This window comes from Cellulosimicrobium sp. 72-3, assembly GCF_013127315.1.
In the GTDB taxonomy this organism is placed as follows: Bacteria; Actinomycetota; Actinomycetes; order Actinomycetales; family Cellulomonadaceae; genus Cellulosimicrobium; species Cellulosimicrobium funkei.
Genome location: NZ_CP053419.1, coordinates 480,299 through 498,395, shown reverse-complemented (window position 1 = coordinate 498,395; position 18,097 = coordinate 480,299). Strand labels below are relative to the sequence as shown.

Below are 18,097 nucleotides of genomic sequence, written 5' to 3'. Positions count from 1 at the left end.
CCCGGTCGTGCGTACTAACTATCGGTGCACTTCCCCCGGACACCTAATCCGCGAGGAGCACGAACAATCGCCCTCGTCACGCGGTGCCCCCGTCGGTGATCCGGCGCCTCCCGGGCCCTCCGCGTAGTCTCGGCGAGATGCGAGGCGTCACGATATCGGGCTCCGGTGGCCCTGAGAAACTAACGGTTTCCACGCTCCCTGACCAGACCCCTGGGCCGGACGAGCTCGTGGTCGACGTCGCTTCCGCTGGCGTGAACCGTGCTGACCTGCTACAACGCGCTGGATCCTACCCTCCCCCGCCCGGCGCACCCGACTGGCCGGGCCTCGAGGTCTCGGGCACCGTGGCCCGCGTCGGGGACGCGGTGTCGGGCTGGTCGGTCGGCGACGGGGTGGTCGCGCTGCTCGACGGCGGCGGGTACGCGGAGCAGGTACGGGTGCGCGCGACGCAGGTGCTCCCCGTCCCCGACGGCGTCGACCTCGTGGACGCGGCCGCCCTCCCCGAGGCGGTGTGCACCGTCTGGAGCAACGTGGTCGACGTGGGCCGCCTGGCGCCCGGCGAGTGGTTGCTCGTCCACGGCGGCTCGGGCGGCGTCGGGACGGTGGGCGTCCAGCTGGGCGCGGCGCTGGGGGCGCACGTCGCGGTGACCGCGGGCGGTCGCGACCGCGCCGACCGGTGCCTCGCGCTCGGGGCGAGCCTCGCCGTCGACCACCGCGAGGAGGACTTCGTCGCCGCGGTGCGGGACGCGTCGGGCGGCCACGGCGCGGACGTGGTGCTGGACGTCGTCGGGGCCGCCTACCTGCCGCGCAACCTCGAGGTCCTCGCCACGGGCGGTCGCCTCGTCGTCATCGGCATGCAGAAGGGACGACGCGCGGAGCTCGACCTCGGCCTCCTCCTCGCCCGGCGTGCCACGGTGGCCGGCACGACGCTGCGGGCCCGCCCGCCGCAGGAGAAGGCGCGCATCGTGCACGAGGTGCTGACGCACGTCTGGCCGCTGGTGGAGGACGGCCGGGTGCGGCCGGTCGTGCACGCGCGCCTGCCGCTCGACGAGGCGGCGCGCGCGCACGAGCTGCTCGACTCGGGCGAGGTGTTCGGCAAGGTGCTGCTCGTCCCATGACGGCGGGTCGCGCCCGTCGGTGCGCGCGGGGGTGGCACGCGCAAGACTGGACCCATGGCTGACGAACCGCGCGACCCCCGTCCCGACGAGCCCACCGCTCCCGACCCTGCCGCGAACGCGCAGGGCGACGACGAGCCCGGCCGTTCCACCGTGGTCATGCCTGACGGCACGGGGGTGAGCGTCGTCGAGAGCGACGACTCGACCGACCCCGACCGCAACCCGGCGACCGTCATCGAGGAGCCGGCCAAGGTCATGCGCATCGGCGGCATGATCAAGAAGCTCCTCGACGAGGTGCGCGACGCCCCGCTCGACGAGGCGGCGCGCTCGCGGCTCGCGGAGATCCACGAGCGGTCCCTCACGGAGCTCGAGGAGGGCCTCTCGCCAGACCTCGTCGACGAGCTGCACCGCATCACGCTGCCGTTCTCGGACGACAGCGTCCCGACGGACGCGGAGCTCCGGGTAGCGCAGGCGCAGCTCGTGGGCTGGCTCGAGGGGCTGTTCCACGGCATCCAGACGGCGCTCGTCGCGCAGCAGATGGCCGCGCAGGCGCAGCTCTCGCAGATGCGCCGGGCTCTGCCGCCCGGCTCGCTGCCGCCCATGGGCCACGGTGCGCCCGGCGGGATGCCGGGGCAGCAGCCGCGCCCGGACGAGCACGACGGACGCCCCTCGCCCGGCCAGTACCTCTGAGGCCCCGGTCCGCTCAGGCGGGCGGGGGGTCGGTCGGCAGCACGCCGTCCGGCTCCCCGCGCCCGCTCGCGCCCGGGCGCGCGGCGGTCATGGCGATCGCCCCGGAGACGAGCACGAGGCCGACCAGCTCCAGGGGGCTCGGGACCTGCCGGAGCACGACGGCGCCCACGACGGCCGCCGTCGCCGGGAGCAGCGCGAGGAGCACCGAGAACGTCGCCGCGCTGACGCGGCGCAGGATCACCTGCTCGAGCGCGTAGGGCACGACGGACGAGAACAGCGCGATCCCCGCGACGGCCAGGGCGTGCCGCCAGTCGCCGAGCACCGGGACGGCGTCCGGCGCGAGGAACGGCGCGAACGCGAGCGCGCCCACGGCCATCCCGACCGCGAGCGACGTGACGCCCGAGCCCCCGACGGCGACCCGGCGGCCGAGCACGATGTACGCGGCCCAGCACGCGGCGGCGACGGCGATCGCCGCGAGGCCGAGCACGGCGTCGTCGTGCGGGAGGTCGGACCCGACCGTCACGCCGGCGAGCAGCACGACCCCGGCCGCCGCGACCGCGATGGCGCCGCGCTCGCGCCAGCCGCTGCCCGTGACCGCCGCGACCGCGACCGGGCCGAGGAACTCGATCGCGACGGCGGTGCCGAGCGGGAGGTGGTCGATCGCGACGTAGAACGCGAGGTTCATCGCCGCGAGCGCGACCCCGAAGACCGCGGCCCACGCGAGGTCGTGCCGCGTCCAGCGCCGCCGCCACGGGCGGCGCCAGGCCAGCAGGAGCAGCGCGGAGGCCGCGATGCGCAGCCAGCCCACCTCGACCGCCCCGGCGACGGCGAACAGCCCGACGGCGATCGCCGCGCCCAGGTACTGCGTGAGGCCCGAGACGACGAACAGGGCCGGTGCCGGGACGCGGTCGAGGGCGGCGGTTCGGGTGGGCACCGACCGACTCTACGACCGCGCCCGCCCGGAGACGTCGCACGCCGGTCGTGCGACGGCGGGCCGCCCGCCGTGCGGGACGGGCCGCCGCCACCGGCTCGCCGCGGCCGGCGTCAGCCCTTGACCGAGCCGGCGAGCAGGCCGCGCACGAAGTACCGCTGGAGCGCGAGGAACACGACCACGGGCACGACCATGGAGATGAACGCGCCCGCCGGGAGCAGGTGCCAGCTCGCGCCGCGCGAGCCGGACAGCTCGGCGAGCCGCACCGTGATCGGTGCGGTGTCCTGGCCGGACGCGAACGTCAGCGCGACGAGCAGGTCGTTCCACACCCAGAGGAACTGGAAGATGCCGAACGCCGCGATGGCGGGGACGAGGAGCGGCATGAGGACCTGGAAGAAGATCTTCACGTGCCCCGCGCCGTCGACGCGGGCGGCCTCGACGAGCTCGCGCGGGATGTCCTTCATGAAGTTGTGCAGCAGGAAGATCGCGAGCGGCAGCGCGAAGATCGAGTGCGACAGCCACACGGGCCAGAACGAGCCGTCGATCCCCCAGTCCACGTACTGCGTGAGCAGCGGGACGAGCGTGACCTGGATGGGCACGATCTGGAGCGCGAAGACCGCGACGAACAGCAGGTTGCGGCCCTTGAAGTTCACCCACGCGAACGCGTACGCGGCGAGCGACGCGAGCGTGATCGGGATGATCACCGCGGGCAGCGTGATGACGAGGGAGTTGACGAAGTAGGTCGCGAAGCTCGTCGAGCCGCCGAACAGCGCGTCCGTGTAGTTGTCGACCGTGAACTCGGGGTTCGCGAACGCCTCCCACCACCCCGACCGGCGGATCTCGCGCGGCGGCCGGAACGACGTGACGAGGAGCCCGAACGTGGGGATCGTCCACAGGACGGCGAGCACGATCGCGATGATCGACGCCGGCCGCGACGAGACCTTGCGGCGCACCTTGTCGGCGCGCGCGTCCAGGCCGGCGACGACGCCCTTGCCGCTGCCCTCCTCGACGGTCTCGTCGACGAGCGGGGCGTCGGGCACGGAGGCGGACAGTGGGGTGCTCATCGGATCTCCTCCGCCTGCTTCAGCTGCCGCACGTTGTACACGATGATCGGGATGACGAGCACGAAGAGGATGACGGCGAGCGCGGCGCCCAGGCCCTGCTCGCCCTGGCGCAGCGCCTGCGTGTAGAACTCGTTCGCCACGACCGACGTCTCGAACCGGCCGCCCGTCATCGTGCGGACGATGTCGAAGACCTTGAGCGTGCCGATGGCGATCGTCGTGAGGACGACCACGAGGGCCGGGCGGATGCTCGGCACGGTGATGTAGCGGAACATCCGCATGCCGCCGACGCCGTCGAGCCGGGCCGCCTCGACGATGTCGTCCGGGATGGCGCGGATCGCGGCGGCGAGGATCGTCATGGCGAACCCGGCCTGGATCCAGATCATCACGAGGATGAGGAAGAACGTGTTCGCCGGCGCGCTGAGCAGGAACTGCTGCGGCTCCAGCCCGAGCCACACGAGGACCTGGTTGAACAGGCCGATCTGCGGCTGGCTGGCCGGCTTGTACTCGTACATGAACTTCCAGATGATGCCCGCGCCGACCATGGAGATCGCCATGGGCAGGAAGATCAGGGTCTTCGCGAGCTTCTCGAAGCGGGACCGGTCGACGACGACCGCGTACACCAGCCCGAGGAACGTCGAGACGAGCGGGACGACGATGACCCAGATCGCCGTGTTGCGCAGGACGATCTGGAACTCGTCCCGCGTGAACGCGGTGACGTAGTTGTCGAGCCCGACGAACGCGGAGCCCGTGCGGTTGTAGAACGAGTCGCGGATGGTGCGCAGCCCTGGGTACAGCAGGCCGAACGCGAGCATGACGACCGCGGGCCCGGCGAACGCGATCGCGACGACCCAGCCGGGCACGCGCTTCGGCCGGTCGACGAGGAAGAGGATCAGACCCATGACGACGACGAAGAGCAGGATCGCGACGACCATCACCGCGAGCTTGCCCCCCGTCCCGGAGGGTTCGAGCAACCAGTCCATGTGAGGCTCCTGAGGTGGCCGGCGGCGGCCGGGAGGACGAGGTGGACGACGAGGGACGGTCGGCGAGGGCGGGCCGCCCGGGTCCTGCCAGGGCGACCCGCCCCCGGGTCGACGCGCGGGCCCGGGGCCCGACGACGGGGCTCGCGCCGCGCCGTCAGCCCCCGGGCCGCCCGCAGGTCAGGACGTCGGCCAGGACGCCTCGATGGCGTCGAGCACGGCCTGGTCGGACTTGTCGCTCGCGATCCACTCGGTCATCTCGGACCAGAACGAGCCGGCGCCGACGGCGGCGGGCATCATGTCCGAGCCGTCGAAGCGGAACGTGTAGCTCTCGTCCGTGAGCAGCTCGTACGCCTGCTGGTCCATCGGCGACTGCAGCAGCTCGGGGTCGAGGCCGTTGTTGGCGCTGATCCAGCCCTGCGGGGTCACGCTCGCCTTGGCGTTGGACCACTCGGGGCTCGACAGGTACGCGTGGAAGGCCTGGACCTCGGGACGGTCGTTGAACGCCGCGACGAACTCGCCGCCACCGAGCAGCGGCTTGTCGTCGGCCGACTCGCCCGGCAGGTAGAACGCCCACACGTCGCCGTCCTCGGCCACCTCGAGGTCGGGGTCGAGGGTCGTCCAGTTCGCCTGGTAGAACGTGGCCTGGCGGTGCATGTAGCACAGGCCGTCGATGATCGGGTACCCGCCCTCGGTGAACTCGGTCGTCGCGATGCTGCTCACGTCGCCCAGGCCGCCGTTGACGTAGTCCTCGTTCTTCAGCACGTCGCCGACCGCAGCGAGGGCCGTGGCGATCTGCGGGTCGTTGAACGGGATCTCGTGGTTGACCCACTGGTCGTAGACGTCAGGGCCGGCCGTGCGCAGGACGACGTCCTCCATCCAGTCGGTGGCCGGCCAGCCGGTCGCCTCGCCGGACGCGATGCCGGCGCACCAGGGCTTGACGTCGCCCTCCGGGTTGTCGGCGACGATCTGGTCGGAGAGCTCCATGAGCTCGTCCCACGTCGTCGGGACCTCGTAGCCCGCCTCCTCGAACATGGACGGCGAGTACCAGACGAACGACTTCACGTTCGCGCCGAGCGGCGTCGCGTAGAGCGTGCCGTCGACGGTGCCGTAGTCCTTCCAGGACTCGGTGTAGTACTGGTCGACGTTGGCCGCGGCCTGGTCGCCGACCGGCTGGATCGCGTCGGGGAAGTCCGCGACGATGCGGCGCAGGAGGCCGGGCTGCGGCAGGTACGCGATGTCGGGCGCGCTGCCGGACTGGATGCGGACGGGGAGCTGGGCCTCGAACTCCTTGGAGCCCTCGTACTCGATCGTCGCGCCGGTGCACTCCTCGAACGGCTCGTACGACGCCTGCTGCTGCTCGGCCTCGGTGTCGACGATCGTCGAGTAGACCGAGACGGTCTTGCCGGACAGGTCGCCGTACTGCTCGAAGTCGGCGCAGTCCACCTCGGCGCTGGGCGACTCGTCGTCGCCTCCGCCGCCGCCCCCGCTGCTGCACGCCCCGAGCACGAGCGCGAGGCTCGCGCCGCCGGCGGCGACCGCCAGCGTGCGGCGACGCGCCGCGCTGGTCCTCGTGGTCCTGGTCATCTCAGCCTCCACCTCGTCGTGGGTCCGGACGTCGTCACCCCGGTCCGGTGAGGACCGGGCGCATCGCGACGTCGCGAGCGCGGGTGCGCTCTCGCCCTCCCCCCATGCAAGCGGTTGCATCCTCGGGGTGCAAGCACAGCGGAGGTGAGTTTGCGTAACGATTCCGTCACGCGCGGCGGGTGCGCGCTCTCTCGGGGCCTGGACGGCTGGCCGCGCTCCCACACGGTGCGCGCGCACGGGCGTCCCGGCGTGGACCGGGGACGCGGCCGGGCCTACGCGCCCGGGGCGAGCGGCGCCGTCGAACCGCGCCGGACGAGCTCCGTCGGGTACGTCAGGCTCTCGGGGACGGGGGCACCGTTGATCATGTCGAGGAGCAGGAGCGCCGCGTCGAAGCCCTGCTGGTAGGCGTCCTGCGCGATCGTGGTCAGACCGACCAGCTCGCCGAGGTCGTGCCCGTCCACGCCCACGACGGACAGGTCCTCCGGCACGCGCAGGCCCAGGTCGCGCGCCGCGAGGATCGCCCCCATCGCCATCTCGTCCGACGCCGCGAACACCGCGGTCACGTCCGGACGGCGGCGCAGCAGCTCCGCGGTCGACTCGCGGCCGCCCGCGACGTCGAAGTCGCCGTTCACCTCGAGGTCCGGCTGCACGACGACGCCCGCCTCCTCGAGCGCCCGCACGTACCCTCGCGCGCGCTCCACGGGCGGGGACCACGACGACACCAGGTCCGGGACCCCGGTCACGTGCCCGATCACCCGGTGCCCGAGGTCGAGCAGGTGGCGCGTCGCCGCCCGCCCCGTCGCGACGTCGTCGAGCCGGACCGTCACCTGCTCCGCCGGCCCCGACCCCACGAACGCCAGCGGCCGCGCGAGCCCGACGAGCGAGCGCACCTCGTCGTCGTCCAGCGGCAGCCCGACGACGAGCGTCCCGTCCACGCGGTGGCGCAGCACGCTCGGGTCGACCCGGCGGCGCGACGACGTGCGGCGGACGTCGAACGTGTAGAGCAGCACGTCGTAGCCGAGGTCGCGCAGGGCGCGCTCGGCGCCCTCGATGACGTTGGCGAAGAACCATCGGTTCACCCACGGGGTCAGCACGCCGATCGTGCGGGTCCGCCCCGTGGCCAGGGACGACGCCGACGGCGTGGGCACGTACCCGAGCCGCGCCGCCTCCGCGAGCACCCGCAGGCGCGTCGCCTCGGAGACGTTCGGCAGGCCGCGCAGGGCGCGCGAGACGGTCGCCGTGGACACCCCGGCGGCCTGGGCGACGTCGTCGATACCTGCCACGACGGGTGATGCTGCCACGCCGGGACGGACCCTGGCGAGGCGCCGTGCCGCATCGCGAGCAGATCGATGCAAGCGCTTGCCCTCGCCGGACCGATATCGTGGTCGGGCCCGCCCCCGGCACCGCTCGGCACGCCCGAGCCCGCCGTGCCGTCGTCGGGCACCACGACCTGCGAACCGGAAGGACCACGATGATCGAGCTGAGGACCCCGCGGGAGATCGAGCAGATGCGGCCCGCCGGACGGTTCGTCGCCGACGTCCTCACCACGGTGCGGGCCGCCACGAAGGTCGGGACGAACCTGCTCGAGCTCGACGAGATCGCGCACCGGATGATCCGCGACCGCGGGGCCGAGTCCTGCTACATCGACTACCACCCGTCGTTCGGCGCCAGCCCGTTCGGCAAGGTGATCTGCACGTCCGTGAACGACGCCGTCCTGCACGGCCTCCCCCACGACTACGCGCTGCGCGACGGCGACCTGCTGAGCATCGACTTCGCCGCCTCCGTCGACGGGTGGGTCGCGGACTCGGCGCTGTCGTTCGTCGTCGGCACGCCGCGCGCGGGCGCGCTCGGCGAGGCGGACGCCCGGCTCATCCAGACGACCGAGCGCGCGCTCGAGGCGGGCATCGCCGCCGCGCAGCCGGGCAAGAAGGTTGGCGACATCTCCGCCGCCATCGCCGACGTCGCGCACGCCGCGGGCTACTCGGTGAACACCGACTTCGGTGGGCACGGCGTCGGCCGCACCATGCACGGCGAGCCCCACATCCCCAACGACGGCCGCCGCAAGCGCGGGTTCCCGCTCAAGCCGGGCCTCGTCATCGCGATCGAGCCCTGGTTCCTCGAGACCACCGACGAGATCTACACCGACCCCGACGGCTGGACCCTCCGCTCCGCCGACGGGTCGCGCGGCGCGCACAGCGAGCACACCGTCGCGATCACCGAGGACGGCCCCGTCGTGCTCACCGCGCGCGAGCCCCGCGACTGACCGTCCCCGAGGGAGAGCCCCGGTACCGCGAGGTAGAGCCCCGGTCCGCCGAGGTAGAGCCGCGGTACCACAGGTCGGCGGGCATCGTCGCTGCGGGCGCCGAGCGACGTCCGAGCACCGCCAGACGTCGCCACCCGCCCCCTTCCGCCGCACCGTCCGGGACGCGCCTGACGCCATGGCGTCGTGGCGCCACGTTCCCGTCGTCGATCGAAGAGGATGCAGGGATGACGTACGACGCTCACGGACGCGACCTCGACCGAGGCTCCGGGGAGCCGCGGACCACGGTGGCCGGCCGCCCCCGTGACGCTCGGCGGCGGCGAGCCGCTGCCCGCCTCACCGGCGGTCTCGCCGTCGCCGTCGTGCGCACCGGGCGCGGTCGACACCGACACCACCGAGAGCGTCGCGGTGGTCGAGGACTTCTTCGCAAGCCTGGAGGCCGGGAGGGCGAGCGACGCCGCGGCGCTCACCACGATCGACCTCGACGAGGATCTCGTCGACGACGACTTCTACCGCGCCTCCGTGGCCCGGCCCACCGACGCGCGCGTGGTGGCGTCCTCCGGCTCGTCGGCCGGCGCGAGCGTGACGGTCGAGTTCACCCTCGACGGCGTCGACGGCCCCGTGAGCCTGGAGGTCCGGACGACCCGCGACGGCGACCGCACCACGATCAGCGACCTGGGCACCGCCGACACGATCGGTGCGGGTCAGCCGGTGTCCGGCACGCTGACGGTCAACGGCCAGGTCGAGTACCCGGCGGCAGAGCTCACTCCCGTCACGTTGCTCCCGGGTGCCTATGCCGTCGAGTACACCGACCCGACCGGTCTCCTCGAAGGGTTGCGCCGGGGCTCGTCGTTCACGGCCTTCGCGCCCGACGTCGTCCGGGAGGACGGGGTCGTGGCCGAGGGCTTCGCGTTCACCCCGACCCTGCGGCCCGACGTCGAGCCGGGGGTGGAGGAGGCGGTCGAGGGACTGCGGGCCGCCTGCGAGGACGAAGGCCTCGCCGGTCCGTCCTGCCCGTCGGAGCTCGTCGAGAACGCGCGCGAGACCTCCCGAACGGAGTGGTTCGCCGAACCCGGGCCAGAGATCCGGTACGTCGACGGGGCGTACGAGGCGACGGCGGAGTACACCGTCCTGCTCTGGGACGACGGCGACCTGCCCGTCGAGGTGCGCGCCTCGTACACCGGGACCGTCGCACGCGACGCAGCGGGGAAGATCACCTTCACCCGACCCTGAGGCGTGCGGCCCCGGTCGGGCGCCTCTCCCCCGGCGCCCGGGCGCTACCGCGCGGGCAGGAGGCTCTGCAGGACGCGCGCCGCGCCGTCGTCCTCGATGGTGCCGGTCACCTCGTCGGCCGCCGCCTGCACGACGTCGTCCGCGTGGCCCATCGCGACGCCGCGGGCCGCCCAGCGGAGCATCTCGACGTCGTTGCGCCCGTCGCCGACGGCCACGGTCCGGTGCGGCTGGACGTGCAGGGTGCGACGCACGAGCTCCAGGCCGGTCGCCTTCGTGACGCCGAGGGGCGCGAGATCCATCCATGCCGTCCAGCCGACGGCGTACGTGACGTCGTCGAGGCCGAGCCGCTCCACGAGCTCGTGGAACTGCTCGCTCGTCGACCCCGGCGCCCGCACGACGACGCGCGTCACCTCGCCGGACCACAGCTCGTCGAACTCGACGACGCGATGCACGCCGTCGAGCTCGCCGTCGGGGAAGAGCTCGTTCATGCGGAACCCGACGCCGACGTCCTCGACGGCGTACCGCGCGTCGGGCAGGTGCTCGCGCAGGAGCCGCAGGGCCGGGCCCGGGTCGAACGTCACGACGTCCTCGAGGACGTACCCGTCGGGCTCGTCGGGGTCCAGCCGCGCGGTCACGGCGCCGTTGGACGCGACGACCCAGCCGCGGTCGATCCCGAGGATCTCCGCGACGGGCGTCATCGCGATGAGCGACCGGCCCGACGCGAGCACCACGTGGTGCCCCGCGGCGCGCAGGTCCGCGACGGCGTCGCGCACGTCCTCCGACAGCTCCTGGTCGTAGGACATGAGCGTGCCGTCGATGTCGAGCGCGACGAGCAGCGGCTCGGCCGCATCGGTGGTCTCCCGGGCGTCCGTCACGCCACCACCGGCTCGAGGACCTCGAGGCCGCCGAGGTACGGCCGCAGCCCTTCGGGCACGCGGACCGACCCGTCGGGCTGCTGGTGGTTCTCGAGGATCGCGACGATCCAGCGCGTCGTGCCGAGGGTGCCGTTCAGCGTGGCGACGGTGCGCGTCTCCGTCTTGCCGTCCGCCTCGACCCGCTCGCGGACGTTGAGGCGGCGCGCCTGGAACGTCGTGCAGTTCGACGTCGACGTGAGCTCCAGGTAGCGCTGCTGGGTGGGCAGCCACGCCTCGCAGTCGAACTTGCGCGCGGCGCTCGACCCGAGGTCGCCCGCCGCGGTGTCGATGACGCGGTACGGCAGGTCGACGAGGCGCAGCATCTGCTCCTCCCAGCCGAGCAGGCGTTGGTGCTCCGCGGCGGCGTCGGACGGGTCGCAGTAGGAGAACATCTCGACCTTGTGGAACTGGTGCACGCGGATGATGCCGCGCACGTCCTTGCCGTGCGAGCCGGCCTCGCGGCGGTAGCACGCGCTCCACCCGGCGTACCGCAGCGGGCCGCCCGACAGGTCGACGATCTCGTTCGCGTGGTAGCCCGCGAGCGCGACCTCGCTCGTGCCGACGAGGTAGAGGTCGTCCTTCTCCAGGCGGTAGATCTCGTCCGCGTGCGCGCCGAGGAACCCGGTGCCCTGCATGACCTCGGGCCGCACGAGGGTCGGCGTGATGACGGGCGTGAAGCCCGCCGCGACCGCCGTGTCCATCGCCGCGTTGAGCAGCGCGAGCTCGAGGCGCGCGCCCACGCCCGTGAGGTAGTAGAACCGGGCGCCCGAGACCTTCGCGCCGCGCTCGGTGTCGATCGCGCGCAGGCCCTCGCCCAGCTCCAGGTGGTCGCGCGGCGTGAACCCCTCGGCCGCGAAGTCACGGATCGTGCCCTCCTCGCGCAGCACGACGTAGTCGTCCTCGCCGCCAGGAGGCGCCCCCTCGACGACGTTCGAGATGCGGAACAGCAGCCCGCGCAGCTCCTCCGACGCGGCGTCCGCGTCGGCCTGGCGCGCCTTGACGTCGGCGGCGAGCTGCTTGGTGCGCGCGAGCAGCTCCTGCTTCTCCTCCCCCTGCGCCTGCGCGACCTGCTTGCCGAGGGACTTCTGCTCGGCGCGCAGGCTCTCGAACTCGCTCAGCGCGGCACGGTGACGCGCGTCGGCGTCGAGGGCGGCGTCCACCAGCGCGGGGTCGTCACCACGGGTGACCTGGCTGGCACGGACGATGTCGGGGTTGTCGCGCAGGAGGCGGAGGTCGATCACGCCAGCAGCCTAACGAACCCGGCGGCGCAGCGGTCGTGGTCCTCCACAGGCGGAGGTCGACCACGCCAGCAGCCTCACGAACCCGGCGGTGCGGCGGTCGTGGTCCTCCACAGCCACGACCCCGCTACGGTGTCGCCATGGCCTGGACCCTCTGGGTCGCGATCGCGGCGCTCGCCGTCGCCGTCGTGGCCCTCGTCGTCGCGCTGGGGCTGCGCGCCCAGCAGTCGCGCCTGCGGCGCGCGCACGGCGCGGACCTCCCCGTCGAGGAGACGCCTCCCGACGACGACCCGCGCGAGCTCGTCGCGTTCGTCGCGAACCCGTCGAAGCCCGACGTCGTCGGGCTGGAGGCCGTGGTGCGCCGCGCCTTCGCCGACGCGGCGCTCCCCGACCCGCTGTGGTTCGAGACGACGATCGCCGACCCGGGCGTCGGGCAGACGCGCGCCGCGCTCGCCCAGGGCGCGGACGTCGTCGTCGCCGTGGGCGGGGACGGCACGGTCCGCGCGGTCGCGGAGGGCATGGTCGGCAGCGGCCGCACGATGGGCCTCGTGCCCGTGGGCACGGGCAACCTCCTCGCGCGCAACCTCGACCTGCCCGTGGGCGACGCCCGCGCGGCGCTCGCCGTCGTGATCGCGGGGTCGGACCGCCCGATCGACGTCGGCTGGGTCACGGTCCTGCGGTACGCGGACCCCGCAGGCCCCGGGGACGTGGAGGGCACGGCCCTCGACCCCGCCCGGGCGCCCGGCAAGGAGCACATCTTCCTCGTCATCGCCGGCCTCGGGTTCGACGCCGCGATGGTCGCCGACGCCGACGACGAGCTCAAGGCCAAGGTGGGCTGGGTCGCGTACTTCGTGGCCGGGATCCGCCACCTGCACGGTCGGCGCATGCGCGCCCGCATCCAGCTCGACGACTCGCCGCCCGTCGACGCGCGGCTGCGCTCCCTCATGATCGGCAACTGCGGGCGGCTCCCCGGCGGCATCACGCTCCTGCCCGACGCCGTGATCGACGACGGCGTGCTCGACGTCGCCGCGGTCGACACGCGCGGCGGAGTGGTGGGCTGGGCGCAGCTCTTCGGCGAGGTCGTCATGCAGGGGCTCGGCGTCCGGAACGACCTGCCCGCCAAGATCGGGCGCATCGACCACGCGCGGGCCCGGCGCGTCCGGGTGCGGGTCGAGGAGGGCGAGCAGGCGCAGGTCGACGGCGACGTGCTGGGCCTCGCGGTCGAGATCGAGACCCGCGTCGACCCCGGCGCGCTGGTGGTGCGCACGGCCTGAGTGCGCGCACGGCGCACGCGCCGTGGAGGCGGCGTGAGCGTCCGGCGCGGACCTGCGACGACGCCGCCGCCACGGTCGGGGGCGGCGGGACGCACCCCCGTAGGCTGGTCCGGTGACGTTCCCGGCCGCCGCGCTCCCCCCTGCCCGCACCCAGCCCGCCCGCCGGGACCGGGGCCTCGGGCCGCGGACGGCGGCGCTCGCCACGGCCGTCGCCCTGCTCCTGACGCTCCTCGCCACGGCCGGCCCGGCGGCGGCGACCACCGCGGCCGGATCGGCGGCGGCGACCACCGCAGGCCCCTCGGCGGCGACGACCACCGCGGCCGCCCCGACGGTCACGCAGGGCGGCCCGGCGACCACCGGGGCCACCGTCGCCTCCGGCTCGCTCGCCGCCGCGCCCGCGCACGACCCGCGGCCCGTCGTGCTGGTCGCGGTGGCCGGCCTGTACTGGAGCGACGTCTCCCCCACCGCGACGCCGACGCTGTGGTCGATGATCCGGACGGGGTCCGTCGCGTCGCTCAACCTCGGGCGCACGGCGTGCACGACCGACGCGTGGCTCACGCTCTCCGCGGGGCGCATGGTCTCGGCGCAGGCGGAGGAGGCGCCCGTGGAGCCCCTCCCCGCCGACGCCGAGGAGCCCGCGAGCGGCTGCCTCCCTCTGCCCGTGCCCGCCGTCGCGACGACCGGCACGACCACGCCCGACGCACGCCCCGCCGACGTCCCCGGCTGGGCCGTCCTCACGACGCCCGCCACGGAGGAGACGCCCGCCCAGGCGGCGCGGCACGACCCCGGGACCGCCGCGGCCCGGCTCGTCGAGACGGGCGTCTGCACGACCGCCGTCGGGCCGGGTGCCGCGGTGATGCTCGCGGACGCCGTCGGGCACGTCGAGCGGTACGCGCCCTCGCTCGCCGCCCTCCCCGACGGCGGGCTCGACGCGTGCGACGTGACGGTCGTCGACCAGGGCGAGATCGTCGACTCGGCCACCGGCCGCGGCGAGAGCCTCGACGAGCTCGACGAGGCGCTCGCCCGGGTCATGGACGAGGTCGACCGGGGCACGCGCGTCGTCGTGGCCGGCGTGTCGGCCGGACCGGTCAGCGAGGCAGGGCTCCAGGTCGTCGTCGACTGGCGCAAGGGACAGCCGACGAGCCGCTGGCTCCACTCGCCGAGCACGCAGCAGGACGGCATCGTCCAGCTCGCCGACCTGACGGCGACCGTCGTGGAGTCGGCGGGCGGCAGCACCGAGGGGCTCGAGGGCGCCGCGCTCGAGCAGGGCGAGGTCCGGCGCATGGACGTGGCCCGCACGGTCGAGAACCGGCAGTACCTCAACGTCCTCACCAGCACCATCCCCACGCTCTACCCCGTGCTCGTGGGCCTCCTCGTCGCCACCCTGGTCCTGGCGCTCGGCGGCGTCCTGTGGGCGCGCCGCGCCGCCGTCCGCCGCGGGCGCGAGCCCGGCCCGGGGCCGCGCGGCCTGCGCGTGCTCTCCGCCGTGCTCATGGTGGCCGCGGCGGCTCCCGTCGCGGCGTCGCTCGCGAGCCTGTCCCGCTGGTGGGTGTGGAGCGCGCCCGCCCCGGCGCTCACGCTCGCGCTCGCGGTGAGCGCGGTGGTCGTCGCCCTCGTCGCGTGGGTCGTCTCGCGCCTCCTCCCGCGGCGCCCCTGGGCGCTGCCGTCGGCCCTCGCCGGGGTGACGTGGCTCGTGCTCACCGTGGACGGCGCGACCGGCACGACGCTCCAGCAGGCCTCCCTGCTCGGGACGTCCGCCGTCGTGGGCTTCACGCGCTTCTACGGCTTCAACAACGTGACCTTCGCCGTGTACGCCGTCGCCGGCCTCGTGCTGGCGGGCGGCCTCGCGTCGGCCGCGACCGCCCGCGGACGACGCCGGCTCGCGGCCTGGTCCGTCGTCGCCGTCGGGGTCGTCACGGTCGTCATCGACGGCTGGCCCGCGTTCGGCGCCGACTTCGGCGGCATCCTCGCCCTCGTCCCCGCGTTCGCCGTCCTCGCGCTCCTCGTGGGCCGCATCCGCATCACGTGGCTGCGCGCGCTCGTCGTCGCGCTCGCGACGGTGCTCGTGGTCGTGGTCGTCGCGGTCGTCGACTGGCTGCTGCCGGGCGGGCGGTCCCACCTCGGCGGGTTCGTCCAGACCGTCGTGGACGGCGCCGCGCTCGACGTGATCGGCCGCAAGGCGCTCGGCGCCTGGGCGACCCTCGCGAACCCGCTCGGCGCGGTCGCCGCGGTGCTCGTGGTCCTCGTGGCCGTCGCCGTGCTGCGCCCCGAGCGCTTCCGCCTCCCGGAGGTCGCGCGGGCCTACGAGAACTGGCCGGTGCTGCGCCCGCTCGTCGTCGCGCTCGTCGTCGTCGCGGGCGTCGGCTCCGTCCTCAACGACTCGGGCGTCATCATCGCCGTCATGGTCGTGGTGGTCGCCACCGCGATGATCGTGCCGGGGTTCCTCGCGCGCCCCGCGCCCCGGCAGACCACGGGAGCCGTTCCCGAGCCGGGGATCCGGCGCATGCCGACGATGCTCGCGACGGTGGGGGGCGGGCTCCTGCTCGTCGTCCTGCTCGCCGCCACGGTGCTCGCCTCGACGGGGCTCCGACCGGCGGCCAGCGCCGCCCCGGCGGGCGGCGAGGCGTCGGTGACCCGCTCCGACGCGATCGCGACGGACCGGCCGGTCGTCGTCGTCGGGACCACGGGCGTCACGTGGAGCGACGTCACGTCGTCCGCCACCCCGACCCTCCACGCCCTGCTCACCGACGGCGCGGGAGCCGGCGGCGTCTCCCAGCCCACGGGCGCGGCGAGCCGCTGCACCGTCGGCGGCTGGCTCGCGCTCTCCGCCGGGCAGCTCGCCGAGGTCACGACCGAGCGCGCACCCGACGGCGCGTGGGCGTGCCCGACGGCGCAGCCCGCCCCCGACGGCGCGGACGGGGCGCAGGTCGAGGGGTGGGACGACCTGGTCGCCCTCCAGCGCGGCTCGGGCTACCAGGCGCGCCTCGGCGTCCTCGGCGACGCGCTCGCCGCGGCCGGCGCCGACGGCGCGGTGTGCGCGACGGCGGTGGGCCCCGGTGCGGCGGTCGCGCTCGCGGACTCCGCGGGCCAGGTCGCGCGCTACCGCGACCTCGCGGACACGACCGCACCCGGCTCCGACGCGTTCGCGTGCCCCGTGACCGTCGTCGACGCGGGCGACGCGACCCCGCCGGTCGTCGACCCCGATCTCCCGGCGGACGAGCGCGCGACGCTGCGCAGCACCCTGCGCGCCGACCGCCTCACCGCGGTCGACGCGACCGTCGGCGCCGTGCTCGACGCGGCCCCGAGCGGCACGACCGTGCTCGTCGTGGACGTCGCCGGCGCGCCCGGCACCCGTCCCGCGCTCGGCACGACGCTCGTGCGCCCGTCGTCCGACGGCCCCGACCAGTCCCGCTACCTGACGAGCGCCGCCACGCGGACCGACGGCGTCGCGCGCGTGCTCGACGTCCCCGCCACGGTGCTCGACGCCGCGGGCGCCGCCACCCCGGCGCGGATCCAGGACACGCCGCTGGCCTGGGGCTCGCCGCGCCCGGCCGACGCGACGTCGACCGCCGACGCCCTCGCCGACCTCACGACCCGCGACCACGTGCGCCGCGCCGTGTACACCGCGTTCGTCGACGTGCCGCTCTACGCGGGGCTCGTGATCGCCGGGCTCTGCCTCCTGCTCGCGCCGCGCGCCGCGCGCGCGACGGGCGACCGTGCGCGCGCCCGCTGGGCCCGGGCGGCGCACTGGGCCCGCGGGGCCGCGCTCGTCGTCGCCGCGGTGCCCACCGCCGCCTTCCTGGTGTCGCTCACGGGCTGGTGGCGGTTCGGGAACCAGACGCTCGCGATCGTCGTGTCCACGGTCCTCGCGACGGCGGCCGTCGCCGGCCTGGGCGCGCTCGCCCCGCGTCGGCCGGTGTGGCTCGGGCCCGGGATCGTCGCGGGCATCACGTTCGCCGTGCTCACGCTCGACGCGCTCGTCGGCACCCCGCTCAACCGGGCGAGCCCGCTCGGCTCGGCACCGACGTTCGGCGCGCGGTTCTACGGGTTCGGGAACCCGACGTTCTCCGTGTACGCGGTCGCGGCGCTCGTCGTCGCCGCGGCGCTCGCGCAGTGGCTCGTCGCGCGCGGCCACCGGTACGCCGCCGCCGCGACGGTGGGGGTCATCGGCCTCGTGACGATGGTCGTGGACGTGTGGCCGACGCTCGGCGCCGACCTCGGCGGCGGCCTCGTCGTCGTGCCCGCGTTCGCGGTGCTGGGACTCGCCGCCTCGGGCGCGCGCGTCACGTGGCGCCGCTTCCTGCTCGTCGCCACGGCGGGCGTCGCGCTCGTCGCCGCCATCGGCGTGCTCGACTGGCTGCGCCCGGCCGACGAGCGCTCGCACCTGGGCCGGTTCGTCGGGCAGGTCGTCGACGGGTCGGCGTGGGAGACGCTGCTCCGCAAGGCGGGCTACGCGGCGCGGTCGGTGCTCGGCGGGGTGCCGGTGTGGCTGACGATCGCCGTGCTCGTCGCGGCCGCGCTGCTGCTGTTCTGGCCCCGACGCTTCACGCCGCGCTGGTTCGCGCGCACGGAGGCCGCGTGGCCGCTCGTGCGCCCGACCCTCCTGGCCCTGTGGATCGTGGCCGTCGCGGGCTCCCTCGTCAACGACTTCGGTGTGCGGATCGCGCTCATCGCGCTCATCCCGGCGGTGCCGCTGCTCACCGTCGCCGCGCTCCACGCGGCGGACGCCGGCGACCGCGACGGCGAGCGCGAGGACCCGGACGAGCGCGCCGGGGCGGGCTCCGCGTCGCGAGTCGAGAGCGCCACGTCGTGACGCG

Annotated in this window: 13 protein-coding genes; 6 read left to right on the top strand and 7 right to left on the bottom strand. The window is 74.7% G+C overall.

Going from position 1 to position 18,097, the window contains the following annotated elements; genetic code table 11:
* The first annotated feature begins 137 nt into the window (after nt 1–137).
* Together HKK73_RS02285 and HKK73_RS02280 are read left to right on the top strand one after the other, a co-directional pair.
* Nucleotides 138–1,115, top strand: coding sequence for an NAD(P)H-quinone oxidoreductase (locus tag HKK73_RS02285; protein WP_171467355.1), 978 nt, complete (start codon nt 138–140; stop codon nt 1,113–1,115).
* A 54-nt stretch (nt 1,116–1,169) separates the two neighbouring features.
* Nucleotides 1,170–1,802: a bacterial proteasome activator family protein gene (locus tag HKK73_RS02280; protein WP_171467354.1), complete on the top strand. Its 633-nt coding sequence runs from the start codon at nt 1,170–1,172 to the stop codon at nt 1,800–1,802.
* A 13-nt stretch (nt 1,803–1,815) separates the two neighbouring features.
* On the opposite strand, the gene HKK73_RS02275 is transcribed toward HKK73_RS02280, so the two are convergent.
* The 5 genes from HKK73_RS02275 to HKK73_RS02255 form a co-directional block, all read right to left on the bottom strand.
* Complete coding sequence (locus tag HKK73_RS02275) at nt 1,816–2,736, bottom strand: DMT family transporter (RefSeq protein ID WP_076403726.1); 921 nt, start codon at nt 2,734–2,736, stop codon at nt 1,816–1,818.
* 110 nt (nt 2,737–2,846) lie between these two features.
* Nucleotides 2,847–3,797 (bottom strand): carbohydrate ABC transporter permease, encoded by a 951-nt coding sequence (locus tag HKK73_RS02270; protein ID WP_021483010.1) that lies wholly within the window; start codon nt 3,795–3,797, stop codon nt 2,847–2,849.
* The gene (locus tag HKK73_RS02265; protein WP_034652574.1) at nt 3,794–4,777 is read right to left on the bottom strand and encodes a carbohydrate ABC transporter permease; all 984 of its coding nucleotides are present in this window, start codon (nt 4,775–4,777) and stop codon (nt 3,794–3,796) included. The genes HKK73_RS02270 and HKK73_RS02265 overlap by 4 nt, the downstream gene beginning before the upstream one ends.
* A gap of 177 nt (nt 4,778–4,954) precedes the next feature.
* Entirely contained in the window at nt 4,955–6,361 is a 1,407-nt protein-coding gene (locus HKK73_RS02260; RefSeq protein ID WP_043655287.1) for an ABC transporter substrate-binding protein, read from the bottom strand.
* A gap of 272 nt (nt 6,362–6,633) precedes the next feature.
* Nucleotides 6,634–7,662: a LacI family DNA-binding transcriptional regulator gene (locus HKK73_RS02255; RefSeq protein ID WP_253705751.1), complete on the bottom strand. Its 1,029-nt coding sequence runs from the start codon at nt 7,660–7,662 to the stop codon at nt 6,634–6,636.
* 170 nt (nt 7,663–7,832) lie between these two features.
* On the opposite strand from HKK73_RS02255, the gene map reads away from it, so the two are divergent.
* Together map and HKK73_RS02245 are read left to right on the top strand one after the other, a co-directional pair.
* On the top strand, nt 7,833–8,624 hold the full coding sequence (gene map, locus HKK73_RS02250; RefSeq protein WP_171467353.1) for a type I methionyl aminopeptidase: 792 nt from the start codon (nt 7,833–7,835) through the stop codon (nt 8,622–8,624).
* Between the two features lie 300 nt (nt 8,625–8,924).
* Nucleotides 8,925–9,854 carry a hypothetical protein gene (locus HKK73_RS02245; RefSeq protein WP_171467352.1) on the top strand — a complete coding sequence of 310 codons (930 nt, stop codon included), beginning with the start codon at nt 8,925–8,927 and terminating at the stop codon, nt 9,852–9,854.
* Nucleotides 9,855–9,898: 44 nt separating this feature from the next.
* Here the strand turns inward: HKK73_RS02245 and HKK73_RS02240 are convergent, their stop codons facing one another.
* Together HKK73_RS02240 and serS are read right to left on the bottom strand one after the other, a co-directional pair.
* A complete protein-coding gene (locus HKK73_RS02240; RefSeq protein WP_255437965.1) occupies nt 9,899–10,729 on the bottom strand; it encodes an HAD family hydrolase in 831 nt (276 codons plus the stop codon).
* Nucleotides 10,726–12,009 (bottom strand): serine--tRNA ligase, encoded by a 1,284-nt coding sequence (serS, locus tag HKK73_RS02235; protein ID WP_043655299.1) that lies wholly within the window; start codon nt 12,007–12,009, stop codon nt 10,726–10,728. The genes HKK73_RS02240 and serS overlap by 4 nt, the downstream gene beginning before the upstream one ends.
* Before the next feature lie 137 nt (nt 12,010–12,146).
* Between serS and HKK73_RS02230 the strand changes: the two genes are divergently transcribed.
* Entirely contained in the window at nt 12,147–13,280 is a 1,134-nt protein-coding gene (locus HKK73_RS02230) for a diacylglycerol kinase family protein (RefSeq protein ID WP_171467351.1), read from the top strand.
* A 112-nt stretch (nt 13,281–13,392) separates the two neighbouring features.
* Complete coding sequence (locus HKK73_RS02225) at nt 13,393–18,093, top strand: hypothetical protein (protein ID WP_171467350.1); 4,701 nt, start codon at nt 13,393–13,395, stop codon at nt 18,091–18,093.
* The last annotated feature ends 4 nt before the right edge of the window (nt 18,094–18,097 follow it).